We start from the raw sequence: 24,604 nt of genomic DNA on the forward strand, positions 1-24,604 counted from the left end.
AAACGTTCAGTCGCAAAGATCATAACAGACGCTCTGTAACAAGCCATGCACAGAGTTTGACAGTGTGTTTCATTCAGGTATTATGGCGCCCGCAACGCAACGGAGGTGTGGCCGAGTGGTTTAAGGCAACGGTCTTGAAAACCGTCGACTGTAACAGGTCCATGAGTTCGAATCCCATCGCCTCCGCCATATTTGATACGACAAAGCCCTGATTATTCAGGGCTTTGTCGTTTCTGACGTTCTGAAAGTCCTGCACCGATCAGGAAGCGTTCCATAACTATTCTGGACGTGTTCCATAACTAGCAGTTTTTCACTCCCTTCTCCGGCGTCCTGCCGATCGTAAAACACTCTTCATATAACACGGTGCTACGCTGGTTTCGTCCACGGAGGAAACCTTAATGTCCAACTCTGATCTGCTCCCTTCCCTGCTTATGAAAATTGACGAAAACCAGCACGCCCTTGAAGCCGCCATCATGGAGCTTACCCTCTGGGTCGAGCAGCGAGGATCCGAGGATGTCGGAGAGAACGTTCGCAGCTCATTGGCTGCAATCTACCGGAATGAGGAATTCATCAAGATGACCCTGGCCGTGTTGATGACGCCTGATTGACAGCTCGTCGCTTCACCCTCGCCTAACTGGCGAGCCTCAATTACTGTACATGCATACAGCATTTGTACAGCGAATCCGCTTCCATGAATTTCGACCAAGCCAAATCCCTACGGCTCCAGCGATGGCGCGAAGCCCTCGACGATCAAAATTTCCGCATGCAAAACCCCGAGGGGCACCGGGAAACCCTTCATGAGATGTCAGCGGCGCTGCAAACAGAGGGGCTTATCGACCAGTTTGAACAGTTCGACATGAACGAGATGGCAGACGCTGCCTACTGGCACGCCGTCGAGGAGCTGCAGAACTCACCAGGCCACTACCGCGGAGCTTCGACCTATGACGTCGTGCAGTTCGATAACGGGAAGCTGCTGGGCACGATCAGCCGCTCGATCTTCAACTTCGCAACCGAAAAGCCGCGCGGCGCATCCCGAACTTATGACGGAAAGGTTTATTCAGGCCCGGAAGGAATACACCTGAACCTGGGAATCTCCCGGAATGTCGGAACGATCTCAGGGTTGACTCTGGAAATGCGGGGCCAGCGCTACCAATTGATCGAGACAGAACGGGTAATCGGAGGCATCGACTTCCGGCCCATCGATGACCCTGACACGTACCGTGCGCTGGTAGATGCTGCTCAAGTCGCGCAGGAGGAACGTGATCTGCATGCGTTTGAAAAGGTGCGGCCACATATCGAATCAGCGGCGTTCTGCACCTGCCCTGTGTGTCTGGATCGATTTGGCGCGCGCGATGACTGCCAGACCTGCGCCGGAAAAGGTTTTGTGACAAAGCCGGCACCAGCGGGTCTACGCTGAAAGCTCATGCGAGGATCTGACAATGTGTGGACGACTCTCCCAGTACAGCGGCATCCACGACTTCGTAGCAGCGCTCAGCATGCCGAATGCCTTGATCAACTCGACCGGTGATCAACAGTTCGAGCGATACAACGCCGCACCGACCGCCCAGCTTGCACTCTTCCATCAGGAGGGCCAGTTCCTGCACGCCGATATGGTTCGCTGGGGATGGCGCCCGCACTGGGCCAAGGATCGCGCCGCGCCGATCAACGCCAGGGTAGAGAAAGTCGCCCACGGCCCGTTTTTCCGCGCAATCTGGCCGCATCGGGCGATCATCGCCATCAACAACTGGTTTGAGTGGGTCGACGAGGGCGGGCCGAAGAAGCAGCCGTACCTGATCAGGCATCGGGATCAGTCGCCAATTCTCTGCGCCGCGATTGGCCAGTATCCCAACGGAGAACATGACCCGGGCGAGCATGATGGCTTTGTCATCATCACAGCCGACAGTGCCGGCGGCATGGTCGACATCCATGACCGGAGGCCGGTCGCCCTACCGCCAGATCTGGCCAGAGAATGGCTGGACCCGGCCACACCGAAAGAGCGAGCTGAGCAGATGGTGCTGCACCAAGGTGAGACGACTGAGGTGTTCGAGTGGTTCAAGGTTGACCGGGCGGTGGGCAACGTTCGCAATCAGGGACCACATCTGATCGAGCCAGTCGACTGATCAACCTCGCGATAGGGTTTTCAAACGCTCGACCAGAGCAGCTTCGAAAATGATGTATAGCCTTTCAGCATCGCCGGCGCGCAAAGCTCCGCCGGTTTCCAACCCAAGCACGAAGCCATCCGCCCGCGCCCCCGCCTTCACAGCGATGATCATCGAATCTGCCCGGACAATTTGCGCCAGCAGCCGATCCGCTTCTTTTCGTGCCTTCTCGCCCAGCACCAAGCCTTCCACATCGACCACCCATTACCTTCAGTTAGCCATCCAATACATGATGGCGAGAACCGCTGAAACCCAGACGATCGTCAACACAATTGAGTAGCCAGCTAGCGGCTTATCCATTCGAACCGATTCATCAATATAAGTTTGAATGATGGTTCAGCGGCGCTCACCTCGCAACAATAGCTCAGCGCCATCACTCACTGCGCCTATGTAGGCCTGGCACGCCTGCAATACGATCGGCCCTGTCGCCCCCCCCCTTTCGTGGTTTTTAACCGCATGCCAAAAGCACCTCTCTTCTCTGCTGTATTCGCTCTTTTTTACCACCCCTTCATTCAATAAATACATACTAGGCTGAGGGAGTCTCACACAGGAAAACCCACGATGAAGCCAATAGATTTGAGCAAATTGGAAATATCAAAAACGATAAATTCCGACAACTCCACATCTGTCGCTTACTCTATTCTCGGAAGACAGCTGCTTGCTTGCGAAATTGATACTCCGATAGCACGAGAGTGCGCCAGATTACAGGTAATAGTTAAAGACCTAGAACTGGTCTCAGCATCTCTAAAGCTAGCTCAAACTTATAACTCTACGAATTCAAGTCAAAATATAATCATCCAATTTGACCCTGCAAACCCCGAACACATAATCTTATCTGCCATCTATAGATCGAGCATTATAACCTACGCCAAACATTTCACCAAAGCTGATGGTGATGCACCACAGCTTCATGATGAACAAATGAAACAACATTTAGATGAAGAATTATTTCAATTGCATAAAAAAATTAGGGATATGAGAAACAATTGGATTGCTCACGGAAATCACAATGAGTTCGAGAGAGGAAAAACCATTCATATCATTGATCCGAGTATGAAATTCGGACCTCAATGCTTCCAACACGTCCTAGACTTCGCAACCCCTCTGAATGCAGTCGTACAGAAATTTGAGTCACTTACAAATAAAGTATTGGAGGTCGCAAAGGATAGACTACAACAAAGAACCCGAAAGTTTCTCAAGGCCGAACTACACAAAATGGACCCCAATGAGCTGGTAAGCAAGCACAGTATCCGTGTTGTTTTTCATTATTCGAATTTGAATGAACAATGAAATTTCGGAACATTCTTCGTCGAATTCGTTGTACTTGTGCCAACGTGAGATTTCACGAAAGTTGGCACAAGCAGCCACCATAAACCGCGGATAGCTTTTAGAAAAAGTCGTATTAATGTAACGTCCACGGATGCTAATTAGTGGTTGATCATCCGGATGTATACTTGGCAGGCTTGTAGCGCTATCAGTCCCCTGTCACCTTCAGCGGTGATGGCGACAATTCGTTGAGCATGCGCTGGGTCAAGTCGGGCGCGTACGGCTGCATGATCCACGCCGCCGGCGCCGGCGGTGGCAGGCACTGAACAGCCACCGGTTGAACCCGCGTCGAGGAGGACTGACAGCCGCAGATCAGAAGTGGCAAGGCGATCGCGCAGCAGAGCCTGTTCTTTTTGTGCATTGGTCATTTTCTCGGTGTGGGTTTTGTCGCTGGTCGCCAGCCGCTGCTCGAGTGCCAGTCTCCTGTCCTGCTCGGCCTGCTGCGCGGTGGCCGCCGCCATGGTCAGCTGGTTGAGGGTTTCGGTGTGCAGCCGCGCCTGCTCCGCCAACTGCCCACCGTAGCGCCAGTTCTGGAACTGCCAGGCACTGCCGGCGCCGAGCAGCACCAGCGCGGCCGCACCGATCGCACGCCACGGCACAACCATCACGGGACATCCTTGAAGAAGACGTGGCCGCCGAGCAACAGCGTGCGCTTCGCCTTCACCGCCCAACCGGGCGCGACCTTCATGCTGAGCGCGTAATAGTGCGTGGCGCCGCCGGTAGGATCCGGCACCTTGCCGTCGATCACCTGGTCGGCAGCGATCCGACACTGCGCCAGTTCGCGGAACGGGATCTCCCGCGCGCCACTCAGAAATGGATAGTTCGGGTCACCCTTGTTCCAGCAGCTGAACTGGTACGGCTTCTGGCACACGCCTGCGTACCCCTCACCCCACCACGAATTGGTCTTGCCGTCGAACACCCGGTTGCGAATCGTCCAGGCTACGGCAATCTTGCCGGCCGGCGATTCGCCGCGCGCCTCGCCCCATAGCGTTCGCGCAAGAATTTCCCGATCTCGTTCGGTAACAGTCATCAGTTTTCTCCAGACAAAAAAATACCCGCTCGATGGCGGGTTTTCGATTGATGCTTTTTTCAGAACTCGTCGGGGGCTCGCGACATTGGCGCGGCCTCGATAACCGGGATGGGCAGTTCCGCCGGCCATGCTGGTGAAGTCGGCCAGGTTGGCAGTCCCGGAACCTTGCCCAGGGAAAACTTGTACCCCTTCCACGCCTTGAGGCTAGTGATCAGCGCAGCCTGCTCAGCCTCGTCGGCCGCCGTTGCCTCGCCTGCATCGATGCCATACCCCAGAGTGTCGACACGGTCCTGAATTCTTGCGATTTGCGCGGCTGCTCGGGTGTTGCGTGCGGCGAGCTCGGATTTCATTTCAGCCAGATGTGCAGCAGACTGCGCTGCCGCCTTCATTTGTGCCGTGACCAGTTGCGACCAATCGACGCTTCCCTGCTGCTGGGGCCATTCAAGGGGAGCCGACGTTGGCCCTGCTTCATCGGGTTCCAGCGGCAAGGGCCTGGGAAAAACAACCTCGCCGTCCGGCACGCTCAACAGCGGCGCCGGGAAAGCCTGCTCCGGGCTGTAATTGCTCGGGTTCGGCAGCAACAAAGTCAGCCTGAGTTGGCCGCCCTTCCTTTCGACATCGCCGACGATCCATTCGGAATCAATCGCCCCACGCGGCAGCGTGTCGCCTTCGCCCACGCCTGAAAAGTCGAACGACTGTCCGTTCAGCACCATGGTGTCGCCGCGACGCTCCGCATGCAGCGAGTCGTCACGCCGCTGCGGGATCAGCAAAATATCCATCAGAACCACCTCCCAACAACAAGAAATCGCATGTTGAACGTCTGAGCCGTCGCGCCGTTACGGATGACGACATTGATTGAATTGGTGCCGTTCGGAATCGCGTTCGTCACGCCGTAATGGTCGTTCGAGCTGTTCGGGCCGGCGGTTGCCGAGATGTTGAACTGAGCATTGGCAAAAGCGATTGGAAGCGTGAGCGTGACCACCGTACCCACGTTGTTCGCACCGATAACACCAGTTGGGATGGACGCCGCCCCGCTCCAACAGATGAGCGTGCCATCGGCAAACTTCACCCATTCGCCACCAGCATTCGATTTGCGCTCAATGATCGATCCCGTAGGAAGACCACCGGACTGAGAGACGGTGCCCACCAGGTCTGCGGTGGCGGTGTACTTCAACCCCAGCGCTGTACGCGCATCACCGGCGGAAGTAGCGCCTGTACCACCCTGAGCGATAGATAATGCGGTGGTGAGGCCGAGCAACGACGTAATGTCTTCGTTTGCGCCCTTTTTGGCCCGGGCATTCATGCTTGCCTGCAGCTTGCCAAAGGCAGCTAGGATCGAGTCCGTGGCTATAACCGCTGTGGCGGAGGGCATCGAGAAACCATCGAGCACCACAGCCAATACGCCGGCATTGGAGAGATATTTGTTGGTCGCGCCCTCCGGAAGGCCATCAGTGTCGGTCAGATCGAGAGAGTCCCGAACACCGGCCAGCGTGGCGACCGTGCCGAGCACGGCCATCACCCCGCCATACTGGTTGACGAGCGACCTTAACGCGTCTGCTGAGGCTTTGACGTAGCCCTGCATGGGGGCCAACGCATAGGTGCCTGCGGGATCGGTCACTCCCTGATAGCTCGGATAAATCGACATCGATGTATCGCTGGCCAGGTTGATGACTTCGTACCAGCGCCCGTCCGGCCCTCGAAAGGCATCGCCCGTCCTGCTGTTGGAAATGAATGCAGTGCTGTTCCCGGCTACCACATTGGAATTTTGGACGACAGAAACCGTCCCGGTTTTGTACCAGGGCATCGATTTTTCTCCAGAAAGTGTTTGAGTCAGGCCAGCAATTTGGCGCAGAGGAACGGCCGGTGACCTTGGTCAATCCAGGCATTGAAGGCGAGGCTGTACATCATGATCCGACCGTTTGCGTAATCCACCCCAAGAGCACAACCGCCACCGGATCCTTCGTTGTGGCAGTTCATCGTGAAAGGGTTCAACGACACATACTCACCCGCCCCCAGACTTTTGTTGATGCCCCAAAAATACCTCCGCCCTACCGATAGCTGCTCCATACCGAGATAAGTCCAGTTACCAGCAGCGAACGTCACCACCACTGCCGGCGCTCCGCTGTCATAGACAAGCGCTGCGTTCTGGTCCCACAGGCGCAACCCGTAAGATGCCGTTCCCATCGAGGCCCAGGCAGCAACAAAATATTGCCCGCTTAAGGTGGAGTTTACGTTCGATGCCTTCATCGCGAATCCGGTCCAGTTTCCCGGGCCACCTGCAAACCAGACTGATATCGGTACCTGAATGCCGCCAGATTGATCCGGCCTTATGAAGACCAGCGGCGGGTCCTGACTCGTAATTGCTCTGGCAAAGGCCGCCGTCGCTGTATCCACCCCCGAGTAAGCTCCCTTCGTCAGCATGCAAAGCCTGGGCGCATCGGAATCGATTTGCACAAATGAATTGTCATTGATGCTTTGAAAGCCATAGTTCATGTGGCGTACCTGATGGCGTAAGCCTTCGCGACAATCCGACTGGCAACAGTGGTTGCACTTGCGGACGGATTCTTGTTCCTGACGACAACCTGACCGGCCGATGGCGTGACATAGGGGTATGACTTGCTATTCCCTAAACCATCCGTTTCCGATGACTGCACATCCTGAATCCGGGTCGGGATGATCATGAACACGCAGTTCGCCGGGTTGAAGCCAGGAATGTTGAAGGTGTAAATGGTGGCGGCGCCGCTGAAGTCGATCACACCCTGCCATAGCACCTGGTAAGTGAAGCTGTTCGTGTCCATGGCGAGCCGGCCGCTCTCGTCAAATACACGCAAGCCAAATAGAGCCATTTATTACCCCAGATAACCAAGACGGACGCGCAACACGTTGTTGGCGTCGTAGACCGAAACGTTCAGTGAGTTGATCACCAGCCGGCCCTGCCCTGGGACGATGCCGTTGATTTCCAACGTGCCGTCCTTGTTCAGGATCCAGCCCTGCAGGCCGGCGATGTAGTTAGTGGAACTGATGTAGTTGCCGATCTTGGCGTTGGTGATGGTGCCGTCGGCGATGAACGCCGAGTTCAGGAACGTCTGCCCACCCTGAACCGCGAACGGAACCGCAATGGCCCCGCCCGCGATTGTGTTGACGATGGCGAACCGATCGGCGCTGACCAAAAACTGGCTTTGAAGAACGCCGCTGCTGTTTTCAATCCCCAGCCCAATGCCTGCAGCGATGTACTGCCCCGTCCCGGAGTTGTACTGCATCTTCACCGACCAACTCGCCGTGACCTTCCCGTTCACGTCGTTGATGATTGAGCTGTTCTGCTCAATCGCGGTCTGCTGCTGCCCGACCTTCGTGCTCAGTTGTGTGAGCTGCTGGGCGGTAGCCTGCTCGTTGGTGACCACCACTTCTTCGAGCAGCGTGATATTTGCCGAGTTCTCAGCGATCTTGGCGTCGAAGGTAGTGATTCTCCGGGCAGAAGCTTTGTTTTCCGAAGCCCTGACCCGACTCTCTTCGGCAATACTCGCGGTGCTGGTCCAACCTTTCAAAGCGTCCGCCAGTTCGCCCTCTCCGTCGTCATCTCGATAGGCCGACCGCAACGCTTCAAATGCCGTAGCCTGGGCGGTGACCGCCCCGTCGAGCTCAACGATATCGGCGGTGTTGGTCGCTACCTGTTGAGCCAAGCCATTTGCCGTTTCCACGGTTTGACCCACATCGAGCCAATACGCAGGATTCGGCGGTGGAGTGTCGACAGGTACGGGGCCGGTAGCTTGATAGATGCGCTTGCCGACGACTACAAGGTCGTATTCATCGTAGGTGTCGTCCGGGTTATAAGTCTTCAGCCCATCCAGCGCATCGATCCGTGCCTGCAACCCCGGGATCTTGTCGATTTCGTCGAGGATGTCCTGCCCCAGCTCCGTGCGGCCAATCTCGCCGGCGATCATTTCCAGAATGGCAGCGGCGTCTGCACTCGACTGACCTTGAACACCCGTGCCAATCGGGAACCACGGCCCGATGTTGCCAATCTTGTCGACGATCCGTCCCCAGAAATAGAACGTCACGCCGGCGCGCAGACCGAGCATCGAGAAATCACTCTGCGGGTACGCGAGGTCAGTCAGTTTGGTAGCGGCGTCCAGTTCCGTGGTCGGGCCGTACCAGATCTCCGTCCGCTGGCTGTCCTCGGCGCCGGCCGGGAATCCCCACTTGAGGTAGATGCCGAACAACAGCGGCGTGGCCGTCAGATAACTCAGCGCCGGCGGCAACCCCTGCTTACCACTGAGGTTGGTCAGGATCGAATTGCGCCAGATCGAAGTGATGTCGTACGCACTCACCGCGCGAACGCGGGCCACGTAGGCACCGGCGTAGATCCCGACCACGTCCACATTGGTCATGCCGGTACGCTGCAGCTTGATCCAGTTACCGCTGTCCTTGCGCCACTCCACGTCATAGCCGACTGCGCCATCCACGGCAGGCCAACTGATGGTCATGGTGGCCACGGCAAGCCCCTGCACCACCGAGGACGTCGACGCGACGGTCACGCTGGCCGGCGCCGGTACCACGGTGATCGGAATCACGCTGATCGGCCGTTCTTCCAGGCGTGCGCCGGTGTCGATGTGCGCGAACTTGCTCGGCTCGAACTGCAGGGCAGTGAATTCGTAGTCGCCTTCAGTTGTGCGCTTCCGGCGAAGCACCCGGTAAAGCGGAATAGCCAGATCATCGGCATCGAGCGCCCATTGCAATTGCGCAATCGGTGGTTCGCTATAGGCGACGGTAACGGTCACAGCTCGGCCGCTGACGCTTTGCACGGTGCGCCCCTCAGCTCGCCCGCCTGGCAGGTTGATGATCAGCCGGTCACCCGCCTTGGCTTGGGTGTCACGGTCGAGCGTCACTACACGGCCGGCCGCCGACGAGATCCGCCCACCAACTTCCCGCCCAGCCAACAGCGAATCAGCCACCGGAATAATGAATCCAGGCAGAGCAACCGAACCCTCCATACCGGTCTTGAACGACACGGTGCGGTCCTGGTTATTGCTGAGAATCGCCCACTTGCCACGGCGCTGCGCCTCGGATGGTCTGGTGCAGCCGATGGCACTCAGCTCGGTCGGCCTGTCGCCGTAGCGCCGCTGCAGATCCAAGTCGGCGAATGGAATGACGTCAGTGTCGTAGTTGTTCGCCGGGTTGTCATAGCTGACCAGCGCACGGGTGTAACGGGTCTTTGCAGACGCGCTACCGTACGAGAACTTCCCGTCGATAACATTGGCACGGGTGAAAACGTAGTCGATATCTTGCGCGCGCGGCATATCGGCCTGCATCACCAACTGGCCTTCAGCCCAGTAGGTCATGCCCCGATAGATCGCGGAGATATCGCGCAGCAGCGACCATGCATCGGCTTTTCCCTGCAGGTTCATGTCGCAGAGAAATCGCGGCTCCTGAGCGCCAAGCCCATCCGGAACCAATTGGTCGCAATATTGAGCGATCCGGTACAGCTCCCACTTGTCGACCATGAACGGCTTGATGCGCTTGCCCAGGCCGAAACGTTCTTCGGTGCAGATGCCGTAAGTGATCCACGCCGGATTGTTAGTCCAGGCCGACTTCATCGAGCCGTCCCACGTCCCGGTATAGGTGCGCAGGATCGGGTCGTAGTTGCTCGGCACCATCCAGCGCCGGGCCTTGCACTTCACCGTCACGGCCGGGATGCTGGTGAACTGCTCGGCGTCGAACTCGATGTAGAGCAGCGCGGTGTTCGGGTATCGCAGCTTCGCGTCGATGACTTCGGTGTAACCGGCCACCAGCATGGTGTCGGCGATCTTGTTGCTGTTCTGGTTCAACGTCAGGCGGCGCACGCGGATCTGCCAGCCCGTGGTGGCGTCCGGCAGGTCGATTCGGCGCGAACGCTCGTAGCGCGTGGTGGTTTTGCCGTCGACCGCGTCCACCAGCACCTGCTGATAGGCGCCGCCATCGGTGGCCACATCAATGGCGTATTCGATGCGGTAGCCGCCCACGTTGCCTTCGTCGTCAGCCCGTTGCAAAGCAGGCCATGCCAGCCGCATGCGCACGGCCGACAACTGGGTGTTGGTGATCGAGCGCACCCATGGCGCATCACTGCGCAGCTCGATGTTGAGCGACGTCTCGTTTTCAACAGACGGAATGCCCGGAATGTAGGTCTGATCCACGGAGCCCGGGCGCCAGTCCCACTTCACGCCTGGGAAATTGTAGTTGCCGCTGGCATCGCGGATTGGCGTGTTGTCCAGGTAGATGTCGTATTCAGTCGGTACGCCGTCAAACTCGCCCTCGCCCACGGCGATCAGCAGCTTTGCCAGGTTGGTCGAGCGCAGGCTGTCGCTGGCTTCGACCGGCGACTTCGGCTTGCTGCTGCCGCCCTTCTCGCCGTAGATCTCGATCTGTTCCGCTGCGCCCATGCTTTCCTCCAGGCATAAAAAAACCGCCTCAACGGCGGCTTGCTCACGACCCGTGAAGGCTCGCGTAAAGTTTGAAGCTGTAATAGGCAACGAAAACCATGTTAGAAGCGACTTGAGCCACTACCGGTAACCACGTTTTCATGAGCGAAGACCTCCTTTGAAAAGGAAGGGAAATCCTTCCTAGCCATAGTGAGGGTTTTTGCTCAGGCCTTATCTTCAGCCAGGATCGAGGCTGAGATGATCATCCCGCCCCACCGCCGTTCGCCGATACAAATCGGAACTGGGTTGCCGCTGGCCGTGGTGTTCTTGGCGCTGCCGAAGGCGTAGGACGGTGCGTTTTCCGGGGAAGCGCTTTGCTTCAGGCCTGAGGCTTGAGGGCTGAGCATCTGGATGACGCCGCCGGCGACAAGGCCGATACCGGCGCCAATCAGTGGCGCACCAAAGGGCGTGGTCGAAAGAAACGTACCGGCAACGATCAGAACAGCACCGACAATGGTTTGAATCAACCCAGCCTTCTTGCTTCCATGGATGACCGGCACAATACGGATATCGGTTGCGCCACCCAAGCCAAACTCCGCTTCGCCAACGTTCTTTCGATTGCGGAACACGGCGAAGCGCATGCCAAGTCGATCGAGGCGTTGAATCTCCTCTTTGAATCCCTCAAGTGTCGCCTTCAATGCTCGGAACGCCTCCCAAGCCTGGCCAGAATCCAGCACTCGACGATGAACCCTGCCAAACTTGGCCGCAAGAGACCCGGACAGCCTGATCGTAGTCATCGGCTGATAGTGAGCAACGCTCGATTGCATGACTTTCTCCAGACATAAAAAAACCGCCCGAAGGCGGCTGATTGCGAATTCATTTACTGATAATCGACGTACGGTCCGAGAAAGAAGCCGCTCATATCTCCACTGATTCGGTAGAGGGTTTCTTTGCCGCTTTGCACATTGGCAGAAATCGTACGAATGGCTGCCCCGCCACACAGCCCAGAGCCCGCAAGGCCCGCTCCGATACTTGGATTGCCCGGTGGCAGGTAAAAGGAGGCACGCTGACCGGTGCCGATTTTCGCAGCCTTCCGGCCATCGACATACACGACGATGTCACAACCTGATCCAACCATTCCCGAATCACGGACAACCGTTACCTTGCCGCTTTCGCCGGCTGGCTTGGTCTGAAACGCGTACAGCTCATCACGCGGTACCGGATCAGCCTGACTAACCGGAATGGCTGACGATGCACACCCCGCCAACAGCGCTAACGCCAGCGCTCCTACGATCAGTTTCATGCAGGTCACTCCTGTGGCAAAGGCCGCACAATATCACTGGGTTGGGCGGAAATGAAAAAGCCCGGCGCTGGGTCGGGCATGCCAGACTATTCGGTGGCAGTTTTCGAGCGGATTATTATTTCGACTCGCGAAGGATCAATGCCAAATCGCCGAGCAACTGACTTAGAGGCATCGTCGATATCAAGTGTTGGAATTGCATCTGTAGGTTTTTCCCTGGCATTTTGTGACAACGCCGATTGAGCCTGTTGGGCGTAGTCTCGAGTCAGCCACAGAATGTCGTTGACCGGGGAAGGTAACGCCTGAGAGAGGCCGCTGATTTCATTTGAAAGCAATGAGAAAAATGCAACGCGCTTGTCATCGTCTCCGACGTCAAAACTCCACCGTGCAATCTTCCCAATTGACTTCGGTATTCCATCCACCACAAACGCCACGTACTGATACAACCTCAACGATTCGAGTGAGCAGACGTGCGTATCGCGGATAGCGACACTCCATGTCATAAGGGCACACTGATACTCGGGCCCAGTGAGGTGCGCTACGACACCAATCCGCTCTTTCTCGTGCATTGTAAGACCCACAGCTGAAACTCCTTTTTCACAATCAAAATGCCATCATTACTCAGATTATGTCCGGAAGCTAGCTGGCCACCCATCAAAACGTTCGCACCCAGTCGAGTCGCAGAAATCTGACGACTGATCCATTGTAATAACTTGCCTGCGTCAGCGTTACCAGGGAAGTCGCCGGCGATCATGTTTTTCGGTTGTACTTCGCTCATCTGCATCTCCAGCGACCGTGCCGCGTCAAGTGGGTTTTATTGCGCCTCTGTGCCTGAGAATCAGGCGTGTTCGGTCGAGCCAGGGACCGCCGAAAACGATTACCTCGGATGGCCTGCCGTACAAGTGGTGCAACAGGAACGGTCCAGGGCCGAACGTCGCGGTATCCTCGCCGGGCAAAGCCGGATCGGCGCCGAGGAAGATCCCGGCATGGTTCGGGTAAACCGTGCGCCCCACTTCCATCACGATCATATCGCCGCGCTGCGGCTGGTCGACCCGGTAGAAGCCGGCGGCCTCGTAGTTCGCCTCGTACAGACTGGTGTTGTCCTTGCTCTCCCACCAGCCGTCAGAGCGCTTGAAGGCTTCGAACTCCAGCCCCCATTCGCGCTTGTACCAGTCTGCACAGACTTGCCAGCAGTCCCAGGCACCGTGCACGAATGGGCGCTTGAGCAGCGGCACCTCACCGGAAGGCATGATGGTTCGCAGATCGCCCTCGGGCCAGCTCAGGATGTGCCACGGCATGCCTGTCGCCTCGCACATGGCCTGGTCGCGCGGTGACGGCCTGCTGGTGGCGTCCGGATGCGAATGCACCACGCCGATCACCTCGCCTACGTCTTCGGCCGCAGCGTATTCCTCCGGATCGATTCGGAACTCTTCGTTTGGCTCGGTCGAGACGTTTCGGCAGGGGTGGTACTGCTGTTTGCGCCTCACGGCCAACAGCAGACCGCAGCACTCTTTCGGGTACTCGGCCGCCGCGTGAACTTGGATCGCGGTCAAAATGTGTTTGCGCATGTCAGCTCCGTGCGATCAGCGATACGGCCGGGTAGCCACCGAACGGTAGCGGGTTACCCTCGCCGAAGCGTGGAATGCATCCCTTACCCAGTGTGGCGTCGCACTCGTCCAGTTCGGGGTTATCGGTGACGACACCGTCCTTGGTCACGTACGGGCCGGTGTAGCCGCAGTTCGGCCCACGGTAGCCGGCAGTAAGGCACCAGTGGCACAGCGTCGTGGCCTGCCGGCCTACTGACTCGTTACCGACGTCGCCCGGACTGGCCAACTCCCAGCTGACCGTCTCTCCGTCTTCGTTCGTCTTCTGGTCGATGTACCAGACCTCGATCGTCTCCTGCGTCGGATCTGCCATTGGGTTACCGGCCGGGAAGTTCACCGCGTCCAGGTAGGTTCCGAGCGTGTGCCGCATCGTCAGCTTGAACTCGAGCAGATCCTCGAACGCCAGACAGAGCGCGGTGATGCGCCCATTGACGTTGCCGACCGACAGCGTGGGCCGCACAGCCGTGCCGTCGCCATTCGCCTCAATGCCTTCGATCTGCATCGGCCAGGCGCTGTACTCGTTGCCCTGCCAGTAGATCGCCTTCGCCGGCAGCTGGTCCGCGTTGTCGCCAGCGGCGATCAACTCGGCTGCCGTGTGCGGGATTGCGTGCCCGTGGAAGCGCAGCACGTCCGCACCGTAGTCCGTGCCGTCCAATTCGAAGAGCAGCACTTCGCTGCCAGGCTCAAGTACCTGGATGTCACTGATCAGCGGCATGATTGCTCCTTATGGTTGGAACGCCCGCTCGAAGGTGGCGGTGAGTTTGAAGACGCCGCCGCCCACCGGAGTGGGAGCGGGATTTTTGCAGGTGAACAGGCCGAGCTCTCCGAGCGGTGTTGTCCAAAGAAACGCCTTCGCTCCGGCATGCCGGTCGAGGAACTTCATGATCTCCAACACCTTGGCCTTTTGACCCACGCAGGTAACCGGGTACGAATCCTCCTTGTTGTTCGGTCCGTCTCCGACGTTTTGCGCGTAGCCATTGCCGAACTTCGAGGTGCGCACCCGATAGTTGATATCGGGTGTTTCCCCTCGCTCGGTTGGCCAGGTAAATTTCTCGATGGCCATCAGCCCCTCCCATTTGTCAGGCGCCAGATCGAACCGCCCGGCTGCAACGCTCTGGCGATCGCGGTTTCCGCTTCGGTTTTGGCAGCCTGCTGGATGCTCTTGCCAAGCTGGTTGGTTGTCTCTTGCGAAACACCCGCCCCGTCGCTCCCAGATGTCTGCACCGAGACCGCTACCGGAAAGTTGTACGTGTTGCCCCCACCACCAGACATTGAGGCCAGTGCAGGCCCACCACCGGTGGTCAGTGGCGTGACGCTACCGCCGTTGGCACCGGTCATCAGGAACGATCGGCCGCCCTCGTTATAGAGCTCCGGCCCCAGTTCGTTGACTTCGTACAGGGAGTTCGGCGCAACAGGTCCGCCAGCCGCTCGGTATCCAGAAAAATCGATACCGGAATATCCAGCCTGCGAAGCTCCAACATCTGACGAAACAGCACCGGCAGAACCAGCCGCGAGGCCATTCCCGCCACCACCGAAGTAGGAGCCTGCCGCTGATGCGGCAATACCGAACAGCGCGCTGAGCCCTTGTGAAGTTGCCTGCCGGGTAGCGATCTTCGCCATATCCGCCAACACCGACTTGGTGAAGTCAGAAAACGAGAATTTGCCGTTGATAGCGAAGCTGGCTACTGCGTCCTCTGCCGAACTGAATGCATTGGTGAGCAGGCTTTTCGTCTGCCCCGCGGCGTTCTGCGCGGAATCGAGATAGTTCTGCCACGCCGACGAGGCTCCGGCACTCCAGTCGCCCTGGGCTGCTGTCATCTCGTCGTAGTTGGCTTGAACCGTATCGTGCAGGTCCTGCTGAGTGGCCTTCAGTGCCGCCAGCTTCTGCGTGTACTCGTCGAGGCTCATGCCGCGCGAGCCATCGCCGTACTGGTTCGCCAGATCCAGCTTCTGCTGATTGAAGCGATCGTCGATGCCGTTCTGCTGGCTCACCAGATCGCGCTGACGATCTCCCAGACCGATGCCCGCAGCTGCACGCTGGCCCTGCTCGCGCAGAGTTTTGACTTGTTGCTGCAGCGCGCTGCTATAGGTGTTGACGGCCTCGGTCTGTTTCTTCAGCCGGCCCTCTTCGTTCTTCGCCAGCACGCTCAATTCGGTGTCAGCATCCTGCTGCACCTTGACCATGGCGGCACGGGCGTCGGCGATTTTCTGGTCAAGCTGGATGCGCTGCGCGGCCGATGTGCCGGCTTTGCTCTTCGCCGCTTCCAGTGCGGCGATCTCAGCCTCATACGCAGCAGTAACTTCGTCGCGCTCGTTGCCGATCATGGCTTCACGCGCTTGCAAATAATCAGCCTGCGAGATCAGACCGGCCTTTTGCGAAGCCTCTAAGTCCTTTTGAGCGTTTTTGTACTCGGCGAGCACGATATTGAGCGCGTTTTTCGAGTCATTGAAACCGGATAGATCGACGCTACCGGCGGCTGCTTTTGGGTCCTTTTTCTGCTCGTCGATTGCCTTGCGCAACTGGTCGTAGGCACCACCGGAAAACTTCTTCCCGTCAAACTGAACACCATCCAACAGCGCCGATTTTTGTCCTGTTTTTTCCGCGTTCTGATAGAGCTTGGTGAACTGGTCATCGAGTTTCTTGTACGCGTCCCGACGCTTCGCGAGCGGATTCAGGTTGTCCATTTGCTTGTCCAGTTCCTTCTGGACAGCGATCAGTTCCTTGTTCGCTCGGGTCTCCTCACCGGTGGCCGCAGCGTTGCTTTCGCTTGCTGACAAACGCGCCTTCAGCCCTGCAAGCCTGGCTTCCAAAGCCGGCGTCGAGTCGTCATTCTCCCCGTCATCCAGCCCCAGCGAAGAGTTCAGCCAGCTGAGCCCGTTGGATAGCGCACCGGTAACGCCACCACCCTTCCGGGTATCCAGCACGCGCTGGGTGATTTCGATCTGCTTGGCCAAGTCGGGAAAAATCTCAGACCGAACTTCAGCATAGGCACCCTTGATGGCCACTTTCACCCGATCCCAGTCACGCTCGATATCGGACAGGGATTCGCGGTAGTTCTTCAGACGCTCCAAGGCCGACTGATTGAGATCTTCACTCAGGACGTCCAGTGCTCGCTGATGGTCTCCCTGATCATCAATCGCCTTGATCGTCTGGTACTGCTCGTAGGTAAGCAGCCCATACTGATCGCTGATCTTCTCGGCGGCTTCTGTAGCGGTGTCTCCGGCATTCGCAAGCGATTTGGCGATGTCTCCAGCACCCTTGCCTGTCACCTCACCTATTGCTGCGGCGGCCTGAGCCAGGTTCTGCATTTGGACGCCGCTGGTAGCGGCACCGGAAGCCAGCGCAATCACCGCCTCGCGAGCGCCAGAAAAGTTCTCAGTGATCGCCCCAGCGGACTCAGCCATAACCTTGAGGCTGGCAATGCTCTGCCCGGCATCGTTCGATCCGCCGTTGATGGCGACGTTGAACTCGCGGGCCTGCTTCTGTGCGTCGAAGTAGGCATAGCCCAGCGCGCCGAGGACACCGGCCAGCAAGCCGGCGGGAATCAGCGCTGCTGCCAGACTCTTGGCGGAAGCGCCTGCCCCGGCGCCGAGCTGAGCAACCGCCCGTGCACCACTACCCCAATCCCCAGACTGCAAGGCATTGGTCAGCTGCATCACGTTTTCTTGAGCCTGGCGGGTGCCGAGCTTCAGCTTGTCGAATGCAGTTTCTGTCGAGGTCAGGCCGTCACGGTCTTTGCCGATCTTCGCCAGCGCCTCACCGTAGCGAGTCGCGTCAATCTGACCGGCCTTGTACAGATCGTTGAGTGCTTTTTCCTGCGCCTCCAGCTTTGCCAACTTCGCAGTGACCGGGTCGATGCCGTTGACCGTGCGCTTCAACGCTTCAATCTGACGGTTTTCAGCGTCGATCAGCCGCTGCTTCTGTGCCATCTCCTTGGCTTCGGCTTTCTCGATCTTGTCATAGGCCTTGGCGAGCCGGTCCTGATAAGCCTCCTGCTGTTCAATGGTGACAAGACCGCCCTTGCGAGCACGCTCCAGCAAACCTTCAGCCTGGATCAGTTGCTCCATGCTGCCGATGTTGCCGGACATCGCCTTGTCGAGCTGACTGATGATCGCGATTTCACTGGCTGCACTGGCACCGGCCTTGCGACTTGCATCGACTTGGCGCTCTTTGGCGCCCGTGGTTTTGTCGATTCCCTGAGCAGCCTCATTCTCAGCTTGGCTGATCTTCTTGCCGGTATTGGCCAGCCCCTCGCCAGACTTGCCGAGATCATCGATCGCTTTTTCGGCATCGGCCGCCGAATCGGCCAGTTTGTCGAGATCGTCAGCCGCCTTGGATGCAGACGAGGAGTTCACCTCGATGCCGAGGGACGCGAAGGTGGTGCTCATTTACTGTCCCTCTGTTCCGCCATCACCCGCAGGGCTTCGGCTTCCATGACGCGGATATCTGGAAAGACGCCGGCGACCTCCGACCGGGTAAGCCCGAGGAAGCCCGCGACATGGCGAATTGACGTGTAATCGAGTCCGGTAGCGCCGCACGCGCCTGTACGCCACTGGGTGCCCATGGCCTCAAAGACCTTGAAGGCTTGCCAGACATCAGGCCAGACCTCATAGACTTCGTCGGGTATGTCACGAAGAGAAAGGCCGAAGGCCGCCAGCGATTCGGCTGACGGCCCCGGCTCGTACAGCTTGCGGGAGACGCTTAGGAGTTTCCCAAGCGGGCGTTACTGAAGGCATCGGAATAAGCGGCCAGCACCGCGCCCGGCGTGGCGGCGATTGATTTGACCAGGATGCGCAGGTTTTCGTCGGTGAACTCTTCGGCGATATCCCAGCCGGCGACAATCGCCTTCAACTGCTCGACCTGCAGATCAATCAGCAAAGCCGTGAACTGCTCAATACCGGCCTCATCCGCTTTCTCCTTGAGCGCCTTGTGACGCTCACCCCACTCCGCGTAGAGCCCGGCCAGTTCGGTGCGATCGCGATATTTGAACTCGAACTCAACGCTGACCGGGTCACCACCTACCGTTGGCAGCATGACGACGTGGTTGAAGGTTGGATTCCGGGCGAGTGTGAACTTTGCCATGTGCCTTCCTTACGCCGAGGCGCTGTAACGGGTTGGGCGACCGGTCAGCGCGATGCTGATAACGCGCGTCATCAGGTTGTTGCGCGACATGGTCGGGGTCGAAGTGATTGAGACGTAACCGTTGTAGATGATGCGGCTGCCGCCGGGCAGGTTCAGGCGTAGAACGCGGGCCTGCTTGTCGTCGTCAGCCTCCTCGCAAAGATCGACATAGGGCTGCGACGGATCGTCGGCGACCGTGATGGTCAGCGTGATCGGGTTCTTGGTGGTCGGCATCTGTCGGTCATCATCGTCAGCCAGGAAGCCGAACGTCAGAAACTGCTGGTCGCCGCCGCTCGACCCGAGCTCGGTGATTTTCGAGATCTCGGTGAAGGTCGTCACCTCGCGAGCGGTACCGACGCCCGAGCCGGCCGGATACTGCTGAATGTTCGTGGTGTTGACGCCATCGAGCGCAAAGGTGCCGCTGGCAATCTCGCCGACTTGCACGGCGCGGCCGTCCAAGCGGGTCCAGCCAGAGCTGACGGCGATGATGTCGCCCTCTGCCAGCCCATGCGCCGCTGCGGTGGCCACTGCCGGGTTGGCATTGGTCAGGGCAGTGAATGGGATTGCAGCGCCGTAGGCGGAAGCAATTTCGAACGTTGCGCCGTTGGGCATTTGAATGCCGGCCATGGGCTTTTCCTCTCTTCAGAAATGACAAAACCCGCTCAATGGCGGGTTCTGGGTTTGCCCAATGGGCGAATTAGTTGGTGTCGGCGCGGTACGCGAACGAAACCGGAACGGTGTAAGTCGTGTCGTCAGGAATACCTGGCCCTTGGTCAACCGGTGTCATGGTCACCACGGTCAGTGCATTCTTCGTGTTTCGCTCGTACAGCGGAAAAAGCGCGGCGATCTGGTCAGCCAACGCCCCGGCCGCGCCGCGATACTTGCCCGCTGGTGTCACGATGCTGACCTGAAACACACCGGTGAAGAGCTTGTGATCGCCGGCGAGCGTGTTGCTCGTGGTATCGCCCGGCAGCGTGAACGCTTTTAGGTAGGTTGCACCGTCGACGGGCGTGAATGTCTCGTTCTCGACCACAACCTTGAGCGGTATCGGCAAAGCCTTCGCCCAGGTGAACAGGCGGGCCTCGTAGATCGAAGCGATGGTGTTGTGGCTCATACCTGGTTGTTCCTGATGGCTTCGTCGACGATCTGCTGGAACCGCGCGAGCGTGATCCGCACCATGCCGCCCGGTGCCTGCTTGGAATGGCCGTACTCGAGCGGCACTGCATATGGCAAGTTGTTCACGATGTACGCCGTTTGCCCGATGGTCAGTTGCTCGACCTGAAGCCTGAGCTTCGCCAGCGTTACACCGCCGACCGGATCGACCTGATCGAGCTCACCTTCAGCCGGTGCCCCGATAGAGAACTGCCAGTTCCCACGAAAACGGCCGCCGACGTAATCCTTGCCGGCAACCAGTCCATTCACGTTGAAGTTCTGGTCGCGCTCTGCCGTCGTCAGCGGCTTGGCGTACTTCACGCCGCGCTTCAGTTTGCCGGCTTTGGTGAAATTGCTCTCGTCGAGATTGATGAGGGTGTTGCGCACGGCGACCTTGAAATCGTAGTGATCAGCGGCACGGGTGTTGGTAGCGCGATGGACTACGTTCGCGGCCCAGATATCGGGGTTGCCCACCGGAGACATCCGGATGACGCTACTACCAATCTCGATCACGATTTCGCGGAAGGTGGCGTCGAGCCCCGCCTGGGCCTGCTCAGCGAACTGGCGGATGTTCTCGGCGAAACTGCCGTTCAGACCTGAGTATTTGCTCATGACCGCACCTGCAGCTCATACAGGATTGGTGTCCCGGCGGGATTCACCTCTTTCAACGGCGGCACGATGGACCAGGTACGACCCTGAATGATCACTATGTTCAGCAAATCCGGCACCCACTCCAGCCCCTGCGCGGCGATCTTCAGCTTCTTGTCGCCCTGCTTGATCAGGCTGTTGTTCTGAAATTCCTGACCGGTGAAGTCGAGCAGAATGCCTTGGACTGTCTGCTCTTTGGTGCTGTCGGGCGGTGCCGAACCGGTTTCCGGGTCGTACTCACCGACAGCCGTTGCGCGGATGGTTACCGGCTGGCCGAACTCTGTGATCATCTCCAGAGCCATCACGGCCATTTCGTCATAGAAGGCCATGGTGGCTCCAGATGTGAAAAAGCCCAGCACGATGGCTGGGCTTATGTCGCTGCGAGGAAAAATTAACCGCCCGCTTGTTTTACGCGACGATCATACTCTTTGAGCATTTCATCGGCAGCAGCTGCAGCTTTCTGATGAGCTTTCTCATCCCATTTGCCGGAGGCGATGTAGCCGCTAAGCGCTGCGGTCGCAAACTGTGCCCAAACATCCCGGTGGCTCTTGAACTCACTACTCATGTGGAACTCCATTTCTGATGTGAGGGGCCATTTGACATCATGCACGAACAGCAAACAACCCCCGCTTTTGCAGGTAGTCAGCAAACTGCGTTGCGCTCGGCCGGTCAGGCGCCGCCGGCAATAGTCGTCCGCTGGTGTTCGGAATAGTGGCGAACTCGCGCGTCACCGCGCCTTCGACTCGTTCCAGCGTTATCGCGCCTTTGCGCTTCTCGATCGGGTCGACGTCATCAGTGTGGATCTCGGCCGCCAGCGCCATCTGGCCGTACTGGATCCGCGCCGGCAGGTAGTTATCTGGCTTGATCTCGCGATCCAGTTCAACGCCCCGGCGCGGCCAAGACAGGGCCTGTTCGCTGCTGGTCTTCCGCCCTTTCCACGTCATGCCATCCATCGCCAGAGCGGCCCGGCGCAGCAGCGCTTCCTGTGCTGGCACTTCCGCCGGGATGACCACGCCGAACTTCACAGCGTACATAGCCAGGTCTTCGGCGGATGCGTAGCTTTCGGCGTCAGGCTTGCCGGTGCCGTCCTCGATGATGAGAGTCATGAATAGCTCGCTGTGTTGTTTGAATCGGGCGCCATTGAATGGGCACCCAGATTGTTACGCCTTCGGCAGTTCCGAAACCGCCTTTTCCAGCGATTCAACCGAAGCATTCGCCCGGTACGGTACATTGGCTGCGTCAAGTTGCGCTTTGAGGCTTGCGATCTTCTCGGCGTTGTCTACCGGTTCCGCTGCTGCCTTAAGGCGTTCGACTTCGGTGCGCAACGATGCAACCTCTTCAGCTAAGTTGTCGCGCTCACCCGTCAGCGTTTCAAAGCCTTCATGGATGGACTTCAGCGCGTGAAACAGACGGATCGTCAGTTCACCCGCGCCCGGGTGTTCTAATTCCGATTGCCCCTCGGCGGCGTCGATCAGTCGCAGCAGGCCGTCGCGCTCAGCGTTCAGTTTGCCGACCACCTCATGCAGTTCGCCACTACCTTGGCCAGCGCTTGGCAGCACCGGCGCCGAGTCGGTCTGTCGCAACGTCACTTCCGGCACATCGTGTGCCTCACCTTCGCGGCTTTCGGTGACGTTCGCGTCGATGATTCGGAGACCGCGCTCCTTCGCCAGCGCCTTCACGTCCTCCAGGTACTGGTGGAACGGACCGGGTAGATACCAAATTTTGTTGTTCATGATTGCATCTCCGCCAAGCCGGGCACACGTCCCGGCTTGGACATCGCGTGGTTACTTGGAGGCGTCACCGATCAGAGCAACACCAGCGGTGTGCTTGATGCTGGTAGCGGTTTTGTCCCAGTTGGTGCCGGTTGCGATCTCAGCATCGGTTGGCGACTTGCCACCGTTGGTTTGATCCCAGGTGTAACCCTTCAGACCCAGGCCAAAGGAATAGTCGACCTGAATGGTGGTCTCGATACGCTCTTTGCCGTTGGAGGTATCGACGTTCGATACCTGATCGCGGTTGTCGTGCACCAGCGCAGCGCCGGACACCAGAGACAGGATGATTTCCTTGTTCGGGGTGCCTGCCTGCATCAGCGCCGGCGCGTCAGTGACCACGGTGACTTTGCCCAGGATATCGACGACACGGACGTTGCCGGCGACGAACAGGTTGGTCGAGTTGGCAATGGCCTGACCGACCAGCTTGTGCCAGGTGGTGCCCTGCATGACTTGAGCAACCAGAGATTGGCTCGCATCGCCGAACTTCGCATGTGCGTTGTTCAGGCCGGACTGGGTGATACCAGCGGTGGCGGACACATCGTTCACCGCAGTCGGCTGAGCGGTAATCGCACCCACCAGAGCAGCGATTGCGGTGTTCAACTCGTCCTTAAGCAGGATTTCGGCGAAGGCGCGGGAGGCAACCTCGATGCCTTGAACAGTAGGGCGCTGCAGCCAGCTCATCTGGGCTGGCTCGTAACGGATCGGGCCGAAGCCGCCGGCGATTTTGACCGACGAGTTTTTCAGCTCGGTCAGGTCGGTGATCGGGGCGGCACCGTTGGCGGCGTAGCGATCAACGCGGCGCTGGGCAGCGGCCAGGGTCTGGAAGAACGACTCTTGAAGGAAGTCGCCGGTGAAGCCTTCCGCCGAGATGATGATCGCGCCATTGCTGGCAGCGTTGAACGCAGCAGTCATCTGATCCAGCGTTTCGAGAGTCGCCGGCATGATGTACTGGTTGAAGACCTGCATTTGAGACAGGGACATGAGCTAATCCTTACGATTGAGGGAGATCTGGGAACTTGTCGGCAATTGCCGCAGTGCGTTCCGTTTTAGTGCCGCCGATATTTCCTTTCGGGGCCCCGCCCCCACCACCTGCACCGCCGGCCCCGCCGCCCGATGCCTTACTACCCGCGATCAATGGCGCAAACGCCGCGTCATTCGCGATTTCTGCTTTTAGCTCGTCCAGCGTTGCCGCCGAGAGCTTGCCCTGTGCGTCGAGTACGACCACAACAGGCTTCCCGTCGCGCTGTTCGACGCTCAGACGGCGTTCGATGTGCGGCAACAGGGCTTTGGCGCTACCTTGAACAGCCAAGGCAGACGCGATGTCAGTAGCGGTACGGCCGACAGTCAGATCCCGGATCTGCCCGCTCAGCGTTGCGCGCTCCTGTTCCAGCGTGCCGGTCAGCTCAGCTTCACGGCGGGTGAATTTCTCAGTCCAGGAACGTTCGAGCTCTTCGACGTTGCCGGACTTGCGAGCGGCTTCTTCACGCTCAAGGCGTGCGGCTTCTTCAGCTTCGCGCGCTTTCTTCTCGGCCAGTTTCTTCTCGCCGAGCAGCTCATCAACCTTGGCCTTCAGGCCGGATACATCTTCTTGCTGCGGCAGACCTTCAATGCCGAGTACGAACTTGCCGTCCTTCTCGGTGTAAAGAGCGCGCACGGCTTCATCTACCCCTTCCAGGGTATCCAGTTGGAATTTCAGCATTGGGTGTCTCCCAGAGACGTAGGTGCAGGCCCTGCCTGCGGGCATAAAAAAACCCGCCGAAGCGGGTTGGTGTAATTTTCAGATGAAATACATTCTTAAGGTATCGATAAGTTGGGGGCTCGGTGGAGCACCGAACATGTGCTGATCAACATGGTCGGATATTGCAGTGACTGGAGCCACCTTAAACGTTACCCACATATCTGTGCTTGCTTCAAAATATCGAAGTCTCGATACGATTGAAGGGTTTGCGAGATTGACCAGCGCCCAGTCAAGTATCTGACTAGCTGGCCAATGTAGTAACGCAGCTCGCAGCGAGTGGTACGACTCGACCTCTCTAATCAGGCGAAAAAGGCTGCCATCGACTAAAAATCCCTCTCTCCTTGCCCGAACCAACTCA

Annotated in this window: 31 protein-coding genes and 1 tRNA gene; 5 read left to right on the forward strand and 27 right to left on the reverse strand. The window is 58.3% G+C overall.

Annotated elements, in window-relative coordinates:
• Positions 1-101 precede the first annotated feature (101 nt).
• From CAF74_RS18745 to CAF74_RS18760, 4 genes are all read left to right on the forward strand, one after another.
• Positions 102-189 (forward strand) — tRNA-Ser (locus tag CAF74_RS18745).
• 209 nt (positions 190-398) lie between these two features.
• Positions 399-608: a hypothetical protein gene (locus CAF74_RS18750; protein WP_085747281.1), complete on the forward strand. Its 210-nt coding sequence runs from the start codon at positions 399-401 to the stop codon at positions 606-608.
• 83 nt (positions 609-691) lie between these two features.
• Complete coding sequence (locus tag CAF74_RS18755; RefSeq protein ID WP_085747282.1) at positions 692-1,417, forward strand: hypothetical protein; 726 nt, start codon at positions 692-694, stop codon at positions 1,415-1,417.
• Positions 1,418-1,439: 22 nt separating this feature from the next.
• Complete coding sequence (locus tag CAF74_RS18760; protein ID WP_085747283.1) at positions 1,440-2,120, forward strand: SOS response-associated peptidase; 681 nt, start codon at positions 1,440-1,442, stop codon at positions 2,118-2,120.
• Here the strand turns inward: CAF74_RS18760 and CAF74_RS18765 are convergent, their stop codons facing one another.
• Positions 2,121-2,351 (reverse strand): hypothetical protein, encoded by a 231-nt coding sequence (locus CAF74_RS18765; RefSeq protein ID WP_085747572.1) that lies wholly within the window; start codon positions 2,349-2,351, stop codon positions 2,121-2,123. It lies immediately after the preceding gene.
• A 369-nt stretch (positions 2,352-2,720) separates the two neighbouring features.
• On the opposite strand from CAF74_RS18765, the gene CAF74_RS29045 reads away from it, so the two are divergent.
• Positions 2,721-3,449 (forward strand): hypothetical protein, encoded by a 729-nt coding sequence (locus CAF74_RS29045; RefSeq protein ID WP_139832917.1) that lies wholly within the window; start codon positions 2,721-2,723, stop codon positions 3,447-3,449.
• Between the two features lie 137 nt (positions 3,450-3,586).
• Here the strand turns inward: CAF74_RS29045 and CAF74_RS18775 are convergent, their stop codons facing one another.
• The 26 genes from CAF74_RS18775 to CAF74_RS18895 form a co-directional block, all read right to left on the reverse strand.
• On the reverse strand, positions 3,587-4,090 hold the full coding sequence (locus CAF74_RS18775) for a lysis system i-spanin subunit Rz (RefSeq protein WP_085747285.1): 504 nt from the start codon (positions 4,088-4,090) through the stop codon (positions 3,587-3,589).
• Positions 4,090-4,515, reverse strand: coding sequence for a cell wall hydrolase (locus CAF74_RS18780; RefSeq protein ID WP_085747286.1), 426 nt, complete (start codon positions 4,513-4,515; stop codon positions 4,090-4,092). Before CAF74_RS18780 ends, CAF74_RS18775 begins: the two co-directional genes overlap by 1 nt.
• A gap of 59 nt (positions 4,516-4,574) precedes the next feature.
• The gene (locus CAF74_RS29680) at positions 4,575-4,904 is read right to left on the reverse strand and encodes a phage tail protein (RefSeq protein WP_371857351.1); all 330 of its coding nucleotides are present in this window, start codon (positions 4,902-4,904) and stop codon (positions 4,575-4,577) included.
• 389 nt (positions 4,905-5,293) lie between these two features.
• Complete coding sequence (locus CAF74_RS29435; protein WP_256578389.1) at positions 5,294-6,319, reverse strand: hypothetical protein; 1,026 nt, start codon at positions 6,317-6,319, stop codon at positions 5,294-5,296.
• 26 nt (positions 6,320-6,345) lie between these two features.
• Positions 6,346-7,008, reverse strand: coding sequence for a hypothetical protein (locus tag CAF74_RS18795; protein WP_085747288.1), 663 nt, complete (start codon positions 7,006-7,008; stop codon positions 6,346-6,348).
• The gene (locus CAF74_RS18800) at positions 7,005-7,361 is read right to left on the reverse strand and encodes a hypothetical protein (protein WP_085747289.1); all 357 of its coding nucleotides are present in this window, start codon (positions 7,359-7,361) and stop codon (positions 7,005-7,007) included. Before CAF74_RS18800 ends, CAF74_RS18795 begins: the two co-directional genes overlap by 4 nt.
• A gap of 3 nt (positions 7,362-7,364) precedes the next feature.
• Entirely contained in the window at positions 7,365-10,931 is a 3,567-nt protein-coding gene (locus tag CAF74_RS18805; protein ID WP_085747290.1) for a phage tail protein, read from the reverse strand.
• A gap of 203 nt (positions 10,932-11,134) precedes the next feature.
• A complete protein-coding gene (locus CAF74_RS18810; protein ID WP_085747291.1) occupies positions 11,135-11,737 on the reverse strand; it encodes a tail assembly protein in 603 nt (200 codons plus the stop codon).
• A gap of 53 nt (positions 11,738-11,790) precedes the next feature.
• Positions 11,791-12,213 carry a hypothetical protein gene (locus CAF74_RS18815; RefSeq protein ID WP_085747292.1) on the reverse strand — a complete coding sequence of 141 codons (423 nt, stop codon included), beginning with the start codon at positions 12,211-12,213 and terminating at the stop codon, positions 11,791-11,793.
• Positions 12,214-12,299: 86 nt separating this feature from the next.
• Positions 12,300-12,713 carry a hypothetical protein gene (locus tag CAF74_RS18820; protein ID WP_139832918.1) on the reverse strand — a complete coding sequence of 138 codons (414 nt, stop codon included), beginning with the start codon at positions 12,711-12,713 and terminating at the stop codon, positions 12,300-12,302.
• Positions 12,714-12,748: 35 nt separating this feature from the next.
• Entirely contained in the window at positions 12,749-12,988 is a 240-nt protein-coding gene (locus CAF74_RS18825; protein ID WP_085747294.1) for a hypothetical protein, read from the reverse strand.
• 25 nt (positions 12,989-13,013) lie between these two features.
• Positions 13,014-13,778 carry a C40 family peptidase gene (locus tag CAF74_RS18830; RefSeq protein ID WP_085747295.1) on the reverse strand — a complete coding sequence of 255 codons (765 nt, stop codon included), beginning with the start codon at positions 13,776-13,778 and terminating at the stop codon, positions 13,014-13,016.
• A 1-nt stretch (position 13,779) separates the two neighbouring features.
• A complete protein-coding gene (locus CAF74_RS18835; protein ID WP_085747296.1) occupies positions 13,780-14,529 on the reverse strand; it encodes a phage minor tail protein L in 750 nt (249 codons plus the stop codon).
• Between the two features lie 9 nt (positions 14,530-14,538).
• Positions 14,539-14,877: a phage tail protein gene (locus tag CAF74_RS18840; protein WP_085747297.1), complete on the reverse strand. Its 339-nt coding sequence runs from the start codon at positions 14,875-14,877 to the stop codon at positions 14,539-14,541.
• Complete coding sequence (locus CAF74_RS18845; RefSeq protein ID WP_085747298.1) at positions 14,877-18,203, reverse strand: phage tail tape measure protein; 3,327 nt, start codon at positions 18,201-18,203, stop codon at positions 14,877-14,879. Before CAF74_RS18845 ends, CAF74_RS18840 begins: the two co-directional genes overlap by 1 nt.
• Positions 18,200-18,502 (reverse strand): DUF1799 domain-containing protein, encoded by a 303-nt coding sequence (locus CAF74_RS18850; RefSeq protein ID WP_085747299.1) that lies wholly within the window; start codon positions 18,500-18,502, stop codon positions 18,200-18,202. The genes CAF74_RS18845 and CAF74_RS18850 overlap by 4 nt, the downstream gene beginning before the upstream one ends.
• Before the next feature lie 14 nt (positions 18,503-18,516).
• On the reverse strand, positions 18,517-18,897 hold the full coding sequence (locus CAF74_RS18855; protein WP_085747300.1) for a phage tail assembly chaperone: 381 nt from the start codon (positions 18,895-18,897) through the stop codon (positions 18,517-18,519).
• Positions 18,898-18,906: 9 nt separating this feature from the next.
• On the reverse strand, positions 18,907-19,563 hold the full coding sequence (locus tag CAF74_RS18860) for a phage tail protein (protein ID WP_085747301.1): 657 nt from the start codon (positions 19,561-19,563) through the stop codon (positions 18,907-18,909).
• A gap of 70 nt (positions 19,564-19,633) precedes the next feature.
• Positions 19,634-20,050, reverse strand: a complete 417-nt coding sequence (locus tag CAF74_RS18865; RefSeq protein ID WP_085747302.1) for a phage tail terminator-like protein — start codon at positions 20,048-20,050, stop codon at positions 19,634-19,636.
• The gene (locus CAF74_RS18870) at positions 20,047-20,700 is read right to left on the reverse strand and encodes a hypothetical protein (RefSeq protein ID WP_085747303.1); all 654 of its coding nucleotides are present in this window, start codon (positions 20,698-20,700) and stop codon (positions 20,047-20,049) included. Before CAF74_RS18870 ends, CAF74_RS18865 begins: the two co-directional genes overlap by 4 nt.
• Positions 20,697-21,065: a hypothetical protein gene (locus tag CAF74_RS18875; RefSeq protein WP_085747304.1), complete on the reverse strand. Its 369-nt coding sequence runs from the start codon at positions 21,063-21,065 to the stop codon at positions 20,697-20,699. Before CAF74_RS18875 ends, CAF74_RS18870 begins: the two co-directional genes overlap by 4 nt.
• Before the next feature lie 62 nt (positions 21,066-21,127).
• Positions 21,128-21,301 (reverse strand): hypothetical protein, encoded by a 174-nt coding sequence (locus tag CAF74_RS29275; protein WP_176240492.1) that lies wholly within the window; start codon positions 21,299-21,301, stop codon positions 21,128-21,130.
• Between the two features lie 37 nt (positions 21,302-21,338).
• Positions 21,339-21,842, reverse strand: a complete 504-nt coding sequence (locus CAF74_RS18880) for a DnaT-like ssDNA-binding protein (protein WP_085747305.1) — start codon at positions 21,840-21,842, stop codon at positions 21,339-21,341.
• 54 nt (positions 21,843-21,896) lie between these two features.
• Positions 21,897-22,469 carry a hypothetical protein gene (locus CAF74_RS18885; protein WP_085747306.1) on the reverse strand — a complete coding sequence of 191 codons (573 nt, stop codon included), beginning with the start codon at positions 22,467-22,469 and terminating at the stop codon, positions 21,897-21,899.
• A 51-nt stretch (positions 22,470-22,520) separates the two neighbouring features.
• Positions 22,521-23,489, reverse strand: coding sequence for a major capsid protein (locus tag CAF74_RS18890; protein ID WP_085747307.1), 969 nt, complete (start codon positions 23,487-23,489; stop codon positions 22,521-22,523).
• Positions 23,490-23,499: 10 nt separating this feature from the next.
• Positions 23,500-24,207, reverse strand: coding sequence for a hypothetical protein (locus tag CAF74_RS18895; RefSeq protein WP_085747308.1), 708 nt, complete (start codon positions 24,205-24,207; stop codon positions 23,500-23,502).
• Positions 24,208-24,604 lie beyond the last annotated feature (397 nt).

The organism is Pseudomonas sp. R45(2017), assembly GCF_002112305.1.
Classification (GTDB): Bacteria; Pseudomonadota; Gammaproteobacteria; order Pseudomonadales; family Pseudomonadaceae; genus Aquipseudomonas; species Aquipseudomonas paraglycinae.

Excerpts from the sequence above, each read along its gene's own strand:
- CAF74_RS18885 (WP_085747306.1), bottom strand. The coding sequence starts at position 22,469 with ATGAACAACAAAATTTGGTATCTACCCGGTCCGTTCCACCAGTACCTG.
- CAF74_RS18855 (WP_085747300.1), bottom strand. The coding sequence starts at position 18,897 with ATGGCAAAGTTCACACTCGCCCGGAATCCAACCTTCAACCACGTCGTC.
- CAF74_RS18815 (WP_085747292.1), bottom strand. The coding sequence starts at position 12,213 with ATGAAACTGATCGTAGGAGCGCTGGCGTTAGCGCTGTTGGCGGGGTGT.
- CAF74_RS18865 (WP_085747302.1), bottom strand. The coding sequence starts at position 20,050 with ATGAGCCACAACACCATCGCTTCGATCTACGAGGCCCGCCTGTTCACC.
- CAF74_RS18870 (WP_085747303.1), bottom strand. The coding sequence starts at position 20,700 with ATGAGCAAATACTCAGGTCTGAACGGCAGTTTCGCCGAGAACATCCGC.
- CAF74_RS18895 (WP_085747308.1), bottom strand. The coding sequence starts at position 24,207 with ATGCTGAAATTCCAACTGGATACCCTGGAAGGGGTAGATGAAGCCGTG.
- CAF74_RS18860 (WP_085747301.1), bottom strand. The coding sequence starts at position 19,563 with ATGGCCGGCATTCAAATGCCCAACGGCGCAACGTTCGAAATTGCTTCC.
- CAF74_RS29680 (WP_371857351.1), bottom strand. The coding sequence starts at position 4,904 with ATGAAGGCGGCAGCGCAGTCTGCTGCACATCTGGCTGAAATGAAATCC.
- CAF74_RS18760 (WP_085747283.1), top strand. The coding sequence starts at position 1,440 with ATGTGTGGACGACTCTCCCAGTACAGCGGCATCCACGACTTCGTAGCA.
- CAF74_RS18795 (WP_085747288.1), bottom strand. The coding sequence starts at position 7,008 with ATGAACTATGGCTTTCAAAGCATCAATGACAATTCATTTGTGCAAATC.
- CAF74_RS18845 (WP_085747298.1), bottom strand. The coding sequence starts at position 18,203 with ATGAGCACCACCTTCGCGTCCCTCGGCATCGAGGTGAACTCCTCGTCT.
- CAF74_RS29275 (WP_176240492.1), bottom strand. The coding sequence starts at position 21,301 with ATGAGTAGTGAGTTCAAGAGCCACCGGGATGTTTGGGCACAGTTTGCG.
- CAF74_RS18800 (WP_085747289.1), bottom strand. The coding sequence starts at position 7,361 with ATGGCTCTATTTGGCTTGCGTGTATTTGACGAGAGCGGCCGGCTCGCC.
- CAF74_RS18825 (WP_085747294.1), bottom strand. The coding sequence starts at position 12,988 with ATGAGCGAAGTACAACCGAAAAACATGATCGCCGGCGACTTCCCTGGT.
- CAF74_RS18890 (WP_085747307.1), bottom strand. The coding sequence starts at position 23,489 with ATGTCCCTGTCTCAAATGCAGGTCTTCAACCAGTACATCATGCCGGCG.
- CAF74_RS18780 (WP_085747286.1), bottom strand. The coding sequence starts at position 4,515 with ATGACTGTTACCGAACGAGATCGGGAAATTCTTGCGCGAACGCTATGG.
- CAF74_RS18840 (WP_085747297.1), bottom strand. The coding sequence starts at position 14,877 with ATGGCCATCGAGAAATTTACCTGGCCAACCGAGCGAGGGGAAACACCC.
- CAF74_RS29045 (WP_139832917.1), top strand. The coding sequence starts at position 2,721 with ATGAAGCCAATAGATTTGAGCAAATTGGAAATATCAAAAACGATAAAT.
- CAF74_RS18835 (WP_085747296.1), bottom strand. The coding sequence starts at position 14,529 with ATGCCGCTGATCAGTGACATCCAGGTACTTGAGCCTGGCAGCGAAGTG.
- CAF74_RS18820 (WP_139832918.1), bottom strand. The coding sequence starts at position 12,713 with ATGACATGGAGTGTCGCTATCCGCGATACGCACGTCTGCTCACTCGAA.
- CAF74_RS18755 (WP_085747282.1), top strand. The coding sequence starts at position 692 with ATGAATTTCGACCAAGCCAAATCCCTACGGCTCCAGCGATGGCGCGAA.
- CAF74_RS18875 (WP_085747304.1), bottom strand. The coding sequence starts at position 21,065 with ATGGCCTTCTATGACGAAATGGCCGTGATGGCTCTGGAGATGATCACA.
- CAF74_RS18830 (WP_085747295.1), bottom strand. The coding sequence starts at position 13,778 with ATGCGCAAACACATTTTGACCGCGATCCAAGTTCACGCGGCGGCCGAG.
- CAF74_RS18810 (WP_085747291.1), bottom strand. The coding sequence starts at position 11,737 with ATGCAATCGAGCGTTGCTCACTATCAGCCGATGACTACGATCAGGCTG.
- CAF74_RS18880 (WP_085747305.1), bottom strand. The coding sequence starts at position 21,842 with ATGACTCTCATCATCGAGGACGGCACCGGCAAGCCTGACGCCGAAAGC.
- CAF74_RS18750 (WP_085747281.1), top strand. The coding sequence starts at position 399 with ATGTCCAACTCTGATCTGCTCCCTTCCCTGCTTATGAAAATTGACGAA.
- CAF74_RS18805 (WP_085747290.1), bottom strand. The coding sequence starts at position 10,931 with ATGGGCGCAGCGGAACAGATCGAGATCTACGGCGAGAAGGGCGGCAGC.
- CAF74_RS29435 (WP_256578389.1), bottom strand. The coding sequence starts at position 6,319 with ATGCCCTGGTACAAAACCGGGACGGTTTCTGTCGTCCAAAATTCCAAT.
- CAF74_RS18775 (WP_085747285.1), bottom strand. The coding sequence starts at position 4,090 with ATGGTTGTGCCGTGGCGTGCGATCGGTGCGGCCGCGCTGGTGCTGCTC.